This is a genomic window from Streptomyces colwelliae (assembly GCF_048158785.1).
In the GTDB taxonomy this organism is placed as follows: domain Bacteria; phylum Actinomycetota; class Actinomycetes; order Streptomycetales; family Streptomycetaceae; genus Streptomyces.
Genome location: NZ_JBLTJC010000336.1, coordinates 1 through 11,437, shown reverse-complemented (window position 1 = coordinate 11,437; position 11,437 = coordinate 1). Strand labels below are relative to the sequence as shown.

Sequence of the window (11,437 nt, the reverse complement as noted above, 5' to 3'; positions counted from 1 at the left end):
GCACCTGGCACGTAAGGCGACCGGCCGCCGACCCGGCCGAACTCGCCGAAGCGGTAAGGGCGGTTCGGGCTTCGGAACGCCCCCTGATCATCGCGGGCGGCGGAGTCCACCACAGCCGTGCGGAGGCGGCCCTCGCGGAGTTCGCCGCCGCCACCGGCATTCCCGTCGCCTCCACCCAGGCCGGCAAGGGCTCCCTGAACCACGACCACCCCCAGGACGTCGGCGGCATCGGCCACACCGGCACCGCGACCGCCGACGAACTCGCCCGCCTGGCCGACCTGGTGATCGGCGTCGGCACCCGCTACACCGACTTCACCACCGGCTCCCACACCCTCTTCGAACGCCCCGGCGTCCGCTTCCTCAACCTCAACATCGGTGCCTACGACGGCCACAAGCTCGCCGGACAGCCGCTGATCGCGGATGCCCGCGCCGGACTGACGGCGCTGGCAAAGAAGTTGGGCCGCCACGATCACCGGGTCTCCGAGTCCTACATCGCCGAGTACCGCGAGGACAAGGAGCGTTGGGAGCAACGCGTCGACGCCTGCTACGAGGCCGAGGAACCCGACGTACGCCCCACACAGCCCCAAGTCCTGGGCGCACTGGACGAGATCGTCGACGCGTCGGACATCCTCATCAACGCGGCCGGTTCACTCCCCGGTGATCTGCACAAGCTGTGGCGGACGCGGTCGTTCGACCAGTACCACCTGGAGTACGGCTACTCCTGCATGGGCTACGAGATCCCGGCCGCGATCGGCGTGAAGCTGGCCGCCCCGGACCGGCCGGTGTGGGCGCTGGTCGGCGACGGCACGTATCTGATGATGCCGACGGAGATCGTGACCGCCGTACAAGAGGGCATCGCGATCAAGGTGCTGCTGATACAGAACCACGGGTACGCGTCGATAGGCGGCCTGTCCGAGTCGGTGGGCGGCGAGCGCTTCGCCACCGCCTACCGTCACCAGGCGGACGACGGCACTTACACCGGCGCCCCGCTCCCCGTCGATCTCGCCGCCAACGCGGCCAGCCTCGGCATGCGCGTGCTGCGCGCGAAGACCGTCAGCGACCTGCGCGAGGCACTCGCCGTGGCGCGGGCCGCCGACACTCCCACTTGTGTCTACGTGGAGACCGAAACCGCAGACACAGTGTCGGGCGCGCCTCCCGCGCAGGCCTGGTGGGATGTACCTGTGGCCGCGACCGCGACCCGATCGTCCGCGGTCAAGGCACGTGAGCTGTACGAACGGCACGTCTCCACCCGACGCCGCCATCTGTGAAGGAGCAACTGGGCATGACGAAGATCGTCAACCACTGGATCGGCGGCAAGTCCGTCGAAGGCGCGTCGGGCACGTACGGGCCGGTCACCGACCCGGCGACCGGCGCGGTCACCACCAAGGTCGCCTTCGCGACCGTCGACGAGGTCGACGCGGCCGTCGCCGCCGCCAAGGACGCGTACGCGACCTGGGGCACCTCGTCCCTCGCCAAGCGCACCACGATCCTGTTCAAGTTCCGCGCGCTGCTCGACGCCAACCGGGACGCGATCGCCGAGCTGATCACCGCCGAGCACGGCAAGGTGCACAGCGACGCGCTGGGCGAGGTCGCGCGCGGTCTGGAGATCGTCGACCTGGCGTGCGGGATCACCGTGCAGCTGAAGGGTGAACTGTCGACCGAGGTCGCCAGCCGCGTGGACGTGTCGTCGATCCGCCAGCCCCTTGGCGTCGTCGCGGGCATCACGCCGTTCAACTTCCCGGCCATGGTGCCGATGTGGATGTTCCCGATCGCCATCGCGACCGGCAACACCTTCATCCTCAAGCCGTCCGAGAAGGACCCGTCGGCGTCCCTGAAGATCGCCGAACTGCTCGCGGAGGCAGGCCTCCCCGACGGCGTCTTCAACGTCATCAACGGCGACAAGGTGGCCGTGGACCGCCTCCTGGAGCACCCGGACGTGAAGGCGGTGTCGTTCGTCGGCTCGACGCCGATCGCCCGCTACATCCACACCACGGCCGCCGCGAACCACAAGCGCGTCCAGGCCCTGGGCGGCGCCAAGAACCACATGCTGGTCCTCCCGGACGCCGACCTCGACGCGGCGGCGGACGCGGCCGTGAGCGCGGCCTACGGCTCGGCGGGCGAGCGCTGCATGGCCATCTCGGCCGTGGTCGCGGTCGGTTCGATCGGCGACGAGCTGGTGGAGAAGATCCGCGAGCGCGCCGAGAAGATCAAGATCGGCCCCGGCAACGACCCCACGAGCGAGATGGGCCCGCTGATCACCGCGGTCCACCGCGACAAGGTGGCGTCCTACGTGACGGGCGCGGCGGCCGAAGGCGCGGAGGTCGTCCTCGACGGCACCGGCTACACGGTCGAGGGCTTCGAGGACGGCCACTGGATCGGCATCTCCCTCCTCGACAAGGTGCCGACGACGGCGAAGGCGTACCAGGACGAGATCTTCGGCCCGGTCCTCTGCGTGCTGCGCGTCGACACGTACGACGAGGGCGTGGCGCTGATCAACAGCTCGCCCTTCGGCAACGGCACCGCGATCTTCACCCGCGACGGCGGCGCGGCCCGCCGCTTCCAGCTGGAGATCGAGGCCGGCATGGTCGGCGTCAACGTCCCGATCCCGGTCCCGGTGGGCTACCACTCGTTCGGTGGCTGGAAGGACTCCCTCTTCGGGGACCACCACATCTACGGCAACGACGGCACGCACTTCTACACCCGCGGCAAGGTCGTCACCACCCGCTGGCCCGACCCGGCGGACGGCCCGTCGGGCGTGGACCTGGGCTTCCCGCGCAACCACTGATCAACACCGAGCAGCACCGAGTGGGGCCGTCCGTATCGCGGACGGCCCCATTTTTTCGGCTACGACGGCTGCGGTTCCCGTAGCGGTCGCAGGCGGGACCGGCACTGCCTCCGGATGCCGAATGCGGCACTTAGACCGCACTGGATCAACGAATTCCGTAGGTGAACACCCATTGACGTGATGGTTTCCGTCAATGTTCCATCAGCGCGTGACCGACACCCTCCCCACTGCCGAAGCCGCCGGAGCAGCCACAGCCGAGGCGCCGGACACCTCCGGGCGTCCGCAACAGCTGAAGCGTTCCATCGGCATCGTCGGCGGCACGCTCCTCACGCTCTCCTGCGTGACACCGGCGTCGACGCTCTTCGTGGTCGTCCCGGACCTGTTCGGCACGCTCGGCACCGCGACCGCCCTCACGATCGCGATCGGCTCCGTTCTCTGTATCGCCGTGGCGTTCTGCTACTCGGAGCTGGGCACCCTCATCCCCAGCGCGGGCGGCGAGTACGCGATGGTGTCAACACTGGCGGGAAGGCTCGCGGGCTGGCTGGTCTTCGTCCTGTCCCTCCTGGTCGTGATGATCGTCCCGCCGGTGATAGCGATGGGCACGGCGGACTACCTGGCCCCGATCGCCCACCTGAACCCGTCCATGACCGGCGCCGGAGTGATGCTCCTGGCCACCCTCGCGGGCCTGTTGGACCTGCGCGCCAACGCGTGGATCACGGGCATCTTCCTGGTCCTGGAGGTCATAGCGGCAGGAGTCGTAGCGCTCCTGGGCTTCACACACAGCCAACGAGGCCTGGGCAGCCTGACGTCGATGCAGGTAGCCGGGACGGGCGGCCACACCGACACGGTGACGGCGATGCTGGTGGTCTCGGGCCTGGCGATCGCCCTGTTCGTCACGCAAGGCTTCTCGACGGCGGTCTACCTCTCCGAAGAACTGGAGAACCCGCGACGCAACGTGGCCCGCACGGTCCTGGCCACCCTCGCGATCTCCACGGTGATCATCCTGGTCCCTGTGGTCGCGATCACGATGGGCGCGAACGACCTCTCGACCCTGACCGGCGGAGACATCAGCACGATGGTGACAGCCTGGTCCAACTCGGCGGTAGGCACCTTCGTCAGCCTCTGCGTGGCCCTCGCGATCATCAACGCCGGCATCGTCATGGTCATCCAGAACTCCCGAGTCCTCTTCGCCTCGGCCCGAGACAAGGCCTGGCCCCACCCGGTCAACACGCTCTTCTCCAAACTCGGCCGCTTCGGCTCCCCTTGGGTGGCCACCCTCGCCGTCGGCATCCCCGGCGCGATCCTCTGCTTCGTCAACCTCGACACCCTGTACGGCGTGACAGGCGTCTCGGTGACCGGCATGTACCTGCTGGTGGCGGTAGCCGCCCTACTCTCCCGACGCGGATCCCACCGGCACACGCACGCGTGGCGCATGCCGCTATGGCCCGCAATGCCGATCCTCCTGATCGCGGTCCTGGCCTACATCCTCACCCAGCAGGAGACGACCTACTTGCTGTGGACGGGCGGGATAGTGACGCTGGCCACGCTGTACTGGGCGTTCTATCTCCGTCCGCGCAGGGAAACCCGCTGGCTAATCTCACTCCCCGAGGAGGACGAAGCCCCGAAGGGGCAAGTCCTCTAGGGGCGCGGGGCTGTATCGATTTGCGGCTCCGCCGCGCGGGCGCGCTCAGCCCCAACGCACCCGCACCCGGCAACGCAACAGCACCTCCCGAGCTAGAGGCCGTACACCAAGCGCGGTACACACCCAACCCCCGGTTCACCCCAGGGTCTGCCCCAACTGTCAGAGACGCCCCGTACCGTTGACACATGGATCTTCGACTGCCCGGGCTGCAAGGCCTACGACGACTACGACACCCCCGGCGCTGGCTAGCAGCCACCGCAGCCGTCGTCGTGCTCGCCGCCGCCGGCACCTGGACGGCCGCAGCCTCGGACAACACACCCCCGGTCCACCAGACAGACCGGAAGATGGCGATCGACGGCGTCACCCTGGACACCTCGTACTTCACAACGGGCGGATCAACCCGCCGCCCCGCCGTCCTCCTCGCCCACGGCTTCGGCGGCAGCAAGGACGACGTACGAAAAGAAGCCGAGGACCTGGCCGAAGACGGCTACGCGGTACTGACCTGGTCGGCCCGCGGCTTCGGCAAGTCGACCGGCAAGATCGGCCTGAACGACCCGTCCGGCGAGGTCAAGGACGTATCGAAACTGATCGACTGGCTGGCGAAGCAGCCGGACGTCGAGCTCGACAAACCGGGCGACCCGCGCGTGGGCATGGCAGGCGGTTCCTACGGCGGAGCCATCTCGCTCCTGGCCGCCGGATACGACGACCGGGTGGACGCCATCGCCCCGGCGATCACGTACTGGAACCTCGCGGACGCCCTGTTCCCGAACGGCGTCTTCAAGAAGCTGTGGGCCGGCATCTTCATCAACTCCGGTGGCGGCTGCGCCAATTTCGAGCCCGCGCTGTGCCAGATGTACGACCGGGTCGCCGAGTCCGGCAAGCCGGACGCCCAGGCCCGCGCGCTCCTCGAAGCCCGCTCCCCGTCCGCCGTGGCCACCCACATCAACGTCCCGACCCTCCTGATCCAGGGCCAGACAGACTCCCTCTTCCCGCTCGGCCAGGCCGACGCGGCCCAGAAGGCGATCCGCGCGAACGGCGCCCCCGTGGACGTCGACTGGATCGCCGGCGGCCATGACGGCGGCGACATGGAGACGAGCCGCGTCCAGGCGCGCGTGACGTCCTGGTTCGACCGGTACCTGAAGGACGACAAGAACACCGACACCGGCCCCGCGTTCCGCGTCACCCGCACCGGAGGCGTCGACTCCACGGACGGCGCCGCCCAGTTGCGCGGCGCGAGCGGCAGCGCGTACCCCGGCCTGGAGAGCGACCCGCGCACGATCGCCCTGACCGGCCGCCGCGAGCAGTCCTTCACCAACCCGGCAGGCGCCAGCCCACCCGCGATCTCGGCCCTCCCCGGCCTCGGCGGCACAGGCGGCCTTTCACAACTCTCCTCCCTGGGCGTCGGGGTCTCCCTCGACTTCCCCGGCCAGTACGCCGCGTTCGACTCGAAGCCCGTCACCAGCGGCCTCCGCATCACCGGCTCGCCCACGGTCACCGTCCACGTCAAGTCGACCAGCGACGACACCGTCCTCTTCGGCAAGGTCTACGACGTGGGCTCCGGCGGCACCCAACAGGTGCTCCCCTCCCAGCTGGTGACCCCCCTCAGGATCGAGGGCACCAAGGCCGGCAAGGACGTCACGATCACCCTCCCGGCCATCGACTACGACGTCCAGAGCGGCCACCACCTGCGCCTGGTCCTCGCCTCGACGGACCTCGGCTACGCCTCCCCGGCGGCCCCCGCGACGTACACCGTCACCCTGAAGAGCGACCTCAAGGTGCCGACGGCTCCCGGCGTCACCACCGCGGCGGCGACCCTCCCGTCCTGGGTGTGGTGGCTCCCGCTGGCGGGCGCGGCGATCGCACTGGCCCTGCTGCTGACCGGACGCAGGCGTACGGCGTCGACACCTCCCGACCCCGCGTTGGCCGAAGTCCCGCTCCAGATCACCGACTTGAGCAAGCGGTACGCGAAGTCGGCGGACCGGTACGCGGTACGGGACCTGTCCTTCCGCGTCGAGAAGGGCCAGGTGCTCGGCCTCCTGGGCCCGAACGGCGCGGGCAAGACGACCACCCTGCGCATGCTGATGGGCCTGATCAAACCGGACGCCGGCGAGATCAGGGTCTTCGGCCACGCGATCCGCCCGGGCGCCCCGGTGCTGTCCAGGGTCGGCGCCTTCGTCGAGGGCGCGGGCTTCCTCCCGCACCTCTCCGGCCGCGAGAACCTGGAGCTGTACTGGCAGGCAACCGGACGGCCGCCCGAGGACGCCCACTTGGAGGAGGCCCTGGAGATCGCGGGCCTCGGCGACGCGCTCGCCCGCGCGGTCCGCACCTACTCCCAGGGCATGCGCCAGCGCCTCGCCATCGCCCAGGCCATGCTCGGCCTCCCCGACCTCCTCATCCTCGACGAACCGACCAACGGCCTCGACCCGCCCCAGATCCGCGAGATGCGCGAGGTGATGATCCGCTACGCGGAGGCGGGCCGCACGGTCATCGTCTCCAGCCACCTCCTCGCCGAGGTCGAGCAGACCTGCACCCACCTGGTGGTCATGGACCGCGGCCGTCTCGTCCAGGCGGGCCCGGTCGCCGAGATCGTCGGCTCCGGGGAGACCCTCCTCGTCGGCCTTGCCTCGGACATCTCCGACCCGCTGGTGGAGAAGATCGCGGCGCTCACGGACGTGGAGTCGGTGGTCCGCGCGGAGGGCGGCTTGCTGGTGCGGCTGGCACCGGGTGACGAACCGGCACCGGGCGATGAGCTCGTGTCCGCCAACTCCCCGACGAACGGGGCGAGTACGGCCGCCGCCACGGCCGCCGCAGCCACACCGGGTGGTGCAGTCACCCCGGCTGGCACCGCCACCGAGGGCACGACGTCCCCACCTCCCACCCAAGGTCCCCAAGGTCCAGGCACCGCAGCCCGACTCCTCGTAGAACTCGTACGACTGGAAGTCCCCGTCTCCTCGGTCGGCCCCCACCGCCGCCTAGAAGACGCCTTCCTCACCCTGATCGGAGGTTCCGCATGAGCACGCTCGCCGAGCCCGTAGAGGTGGCCTCCGGCTACCGGGCCGGCCGCACCCTGCCCCTACGGGTGGAGCTGGTCCGGCAGTTGAAGCGGCGCCGCACGCTGGTCATGGGCGGCATCCTCGCCGCGCTGCCCTTCATCCTGGTCGCGGCCTTCGCGATCGGCGGCACCCCGGGCGAGCGCGGCTCCCAGGTGACCCTGATGGACACGGCCACCGCGTCCGGCGCCAACTTCGCCGCCGTGAACCTGTTCGTGTCGGCGGGCTTCCTGCTGGTCGTCCCGGTCGCCCTGTTCTGCGGGGACACGGTCGCCTCGGAGGCCAGCTGGTCCTCCCTGCGCTATCTGCTCGCGGCACCCGTGCCGAGGGCCCGCCTCCTCTGGTCCAAGCTGGTCGTCGGGCTGAGCCTCAGCCTCGCCGCGATGATCCTGCTCCCGCTCGTCGCCCTGGCCGTCGGCACCGCGGCCTACGGCTGGGGCTCCCTGGAGCTGCCCACCGGCGGCGCGATCGGCGCGGGCACGGCCGCCCAGCGCCTCCTGGTCGTCGTGGCGTACATCTTCGTGTCCCAACTGGTCACCGCGGGGCTCGCGTTCTGGCTCTCGACGAAGACCGACGCACCCCTGGGCGCGGTCGGCGGCGCGGTCGGCCTGACCATCGTCGGCAACGTCCTGGACGCCGTCACGGCCCTCGGCCACTGGCGCGACTTCCTGCCCGCGCACTGGCAGTTCGCGTGGGCGGACGCCGTACAGCCCCACCCCGAGTGGTCCGGCATGATCCAGGGCACGGCGGTCTCCGTTACCTACGCCATCGTCCTGTTCGCCCTGGCCTTCCGGGGTTTCGCCCGCAAGGACATCGTGTCCTAGGTCACCGGAGGATCTCCCACCGGTCTCGACGGGCCATGATCGCGACCCCTTCGAGACGCTTCCGCAACTCCCCGTAGCGCACATTCCCGCCCCCTACGCCGTCACAGTCGCAGAAGTCGACGTCAACGGACCAAGGGGGCACGGGAGATGAAGACCCACCAGACCGACCGGACACGACCGAGGCAGGAGTACGCGCGCCACCGCCCCCGGCGGCTGCGCGCCACCCTCCTCGCCCTCACCGCCGCGAGCGGACTGCTCCTCACCGCCTGCGGCGCGGGCGGCGGCAGCGGCTCCAACTCCTCGGACGCGTCGAACCGCACAGGCTTCCCGGCCCCGGCCCCGATCGTCACCTCCGGCGGAGAACAGAGCGACGGACAGAACAGCGAACAAGACGGCGAACAGACAGGCACCCCCGCCGACAAGATCGCCCCGTCCCCCGACTACCTCTCCACCTTCGCCCTCGACGTCGACACCGCCTCCTACGGCTACGCCCGCCGCGTCCTCGCCGACGGACAGCGCCCCGACCCGTCGACGATCCGCCCCGAGGAGTTCGTCAACAGCTTCCGCCAGGACTACGACCGCCCCGACGGCAACGGCTTCACGGTCACCGTCGACGGCGCCCGCACCGACCGGTCCGACTGGTCCCTCGTCCGCGTCGGCCTCGCCACCCGCACCGCCGACTCCACCGACGAACGCCCGCCCGCCGCCCTGACGTTCGTGATCGACGTCTCCGGCTCGATGAGCGAGACGGGCCGCCTGGACCTCGCCAAGAAGTCCCTCGATGAGATGACCGACCGACTGCGCGATGACGACTCGGTCGCGCTCGTCACCTTCAGCGACGAGGCCGAGACCGTCCTCCCGATGACCCGCCTCGACGACCACCGCGGCCAAGTCCACGGCGCCATCGACGAGTTGGAGACCCAGTCCTCGACCAACCTCGGCGCCGGCGTCGAGACCGGCTACGCCACCGCCGACGAGGGCCTGCGCAAGGGCGCCACCAACCGCGTCGTCCTCATCTCCGACGGCCTCGCCAACACCGGTGACACCAGCGCCGATTCGATCCTCGAACGCATCACGGACGAACGCCGCGACCACGGCATCACCCTCTTCGGCGTCGGCGTCGGCAGCGACTACGGCGACGCCCTGATGGAGAAACTCGCCGACAAGGGCGACGGCCACACCGCGTACGTCTCGGACGACGCCGACGCCCGCAAGGTCTTCGTCGACCAACTCCCGCAGAACATCGACCTCACCGCCCGCGATGCCAAGGCCCAGGTCGCCTTCGACCCCGAGACGGTCGCGCAGTTCCGCCTCATCGGCTACGAGGACCGCGAGGTCGCCGACGACGACTTCCGCGACGACGACGTCGACGGCGGCGAGATCGGCCCCGGCCACACCGTGACCGCCCTCTACGCCGTCCGCACCCGGCCCGGCGCCGACGGCCACCTCGCCACCGCGAGCGTCCGCTGGCTCGACCCGAACACCCGCGCCCCGCACGAGGAATCGGGCCAACTGGAGACCGACGCCCTGCACGACTCCCTGAGCAGCGCCCCGAACACCTTCCAAGTCACCGCCGTGGCCGCCTACTTCGCCGACACCCTCCGCTCCGGCGAACTGCCCGGCAACCCGGGCCTCACCGAACTCGCCACCCGAGCCCACGCGTTGGCGAAGAAGACGGAGGACAAGGACGTACGACAACTCGCCGAAGCGATCGACGAGGCAAGCCGAATGGACTGAACCCGACCGAACCCGGACTCGATCCCACCGCCCCCATTGACCTTCCCCTACTTGCGAGTAAGTTGACGCCCCAGTCACCGTCTCACCGTCGACCGGGAGCAGCCGACATGGGCGTACGCAAGGACTTGAAGCGGGCGCGGCAACGCACCGACCTGGCGGCCCGCACCCGGGTCGAACTCACCCGGGACGAGCGGGGAGTCGTACGGGAGGCGAGCACCCTGCCGCTCGCCCCGCGCCCGACGACCGGCAGCACCGCCGACCTCCCGTTCACCAACGCGGCGGAGGCCCCCGACACCGTGGTCCTCCGCCGCGAACGGAACGCCACCTGGCACCCGGTGACCGCGGCCGCCTTCGCCCGCGAAGTCACGGCCACCGCAAAGGGGTTGATAGCCGCGGGCCTCGAACCGGGCGCCCGGGTCGCGGTCATGTCCCGCACCCGCTACGAGTGGACGGTCCTCGACTTCGCGATCTGGGCGGCCGGCGGCCAGACGGTACCGATCTACGCCACCTCGTCGGCGGACCAAGTGGAGTGGATCGTCCGGGACTCGGGCGCCCGTTTCGTCGTCACGGAGACCGCCGAGAACACCGACACGGTCACCACCGGCACGGCCCGCCACCCCCAACCCCCGCGCATCTGGCAGCTGGACGCCGGAGCCATGGCCGAACTCGCCACCCTGGGCGAGGAGTTGTCCGACGACGAGATCACCAAGCGCCGCGCCTCCCTCACCCCCGACACGATCGCGACGATCTGCTACACCTCCGGCACCACCGGCCGCCCCAAGGGCTGCGTCCTCACCCACGCCAACCTGCACGCCGAGGCCGCCAACATGGTCGAGCTGCTGCACCCCCTCTTCACGGAGGTCACCGGCCAGGTCGCCTCGACGCTCCTCTTCCTCCCGCTCGCGCACATCATGGGCCGCACCCTCCAGATCGCCTGCCTGATGGCCCGCATCGAGATCGGCCACTGCCCGAGCATCAAGCCCGACGAACTCCGCCCGGCGCTCAAGGAGTTCAGGCCCACGTTCCTGGTCGGCGTCCCGTACCTCTTCGAGAAGATCCACGACGCCGGCCGCGCGACCGCCGAGAAGATGGGCCGCGCCGCCTCCTTCGACCGCGCCGACCGCATCGCCGTCCGCTTCGGCGAGGCCTACCTGAACAAGTTCCTCGGCACCGGCAAGGGCCCCACCCCCGCCCTCTACGCCGCATGGGCCCTCTACGACCTGCTGGTCTACCGCCGTATCCGCAAGGAACTCGGCGGCCGCCTGCGGTACGCGATCAGCGGCGGCTCCCCGCTCGACCGCGACCTCAACCTCTTCTTCTCCGCCGCGGGAATCATCGTCTACGAGGGCTACGGCCTCACCGAGACGACCGCAGCCGCCACCGTCGTCCCGCCCCTGCG

General features: G+C 70.1%; 7 protein-coding genes. All 7 read left to right on the top strand.

Annotation, left to right across the window (positions count from 1 at the left end; translation table 11 throughout):
• The coding region (locus tag ACNFOC_RS42360) for a thiamine pyrophosphate-dependent enzyme (RefSeq protein ID WP_416964340.1) at nucleotides 1-1,268 on the top strand (1,268 nt) is incomplete at its 5' end.
• Between the two features lie 14 nt (nucleotides 1,269-1,282).
• The gene (gene mmsA / locus ACNFOC_RS42355; RefSeq protein WP_416964339.1) at nucleotides 1,283-2,785 is read left to right on the top strand and encodes a CoA-acylating methylmalonate-semialdehyde dehydrogenase; all 1,503 of its coding nucleotides are present in this window, start codon (nucleotides 1,283-1,285) and stop codon (nucleotides 2,783-2,785) included.
• Between the two features lie 208 nt (nucleotides 2,786-2,993).
• Nucleotides 2,994-4,427, top strand: coding sequence for an APC family permease (locus tag ACNFOC_RS42350; RefSeq protein ID WP_416964338.1), 1,434 nt, complete (start codon nucleotides 2,994-2,996; stop codon nucleotides 4,425-4,427).
• 185 nt (nucleotides 4,428-4,612) lie between these two features.
• Nucleotides 4,613-7,441, top strand: a complete 2,829-nt coding sequence (locus ACNFOC_RS42345) for a CocE/NonD family hydrolase (protein WP_416964337.1) — start codon at nucleotides 4,613-4,615, stop codon at nucleotides 7,439-7,441.
• Nucleotides 7,438-8,301 (top strand): ABC transporter permease, encoded by an 864-nt coding sequence (locus ACNFOC_RS42340; RefSeq protein WP_416964336.1) that lies wholly within the window; start codon nucleotides 7,438-7,440, stop codon nucleotides 8,299-8,301. Before ACNFOC_RS42345 ends, ACNFOC_RS42340 begins: the two co-directional genes overlap by 4 nt.
• Before the next feature lie 147 nt (nucleotides 8,302-8,448).
• Nucleotides 8,449-10,038: a vWA domain-containing protein gene (locus ACNFOC_RS42335; protein ID WP_416964335.1), complete on the top strand. Its 1,590-nt coding sequence runs from the start codon at nucleotides 8,449-8,451 to the stop codon at nucleotides 10,036-10,038.
• A 107-nt stretch (nucleotides 10,039-10,145) separates the two neighbouring features.
• The coding region (locus ACNFOC_RS42330; protein ID WP_416964334.1) for an AMP-dependent synthetase/ligase at nucleotides 10,146-11,437 on the top strand (1,292 nt) is incomplete at its 3' end.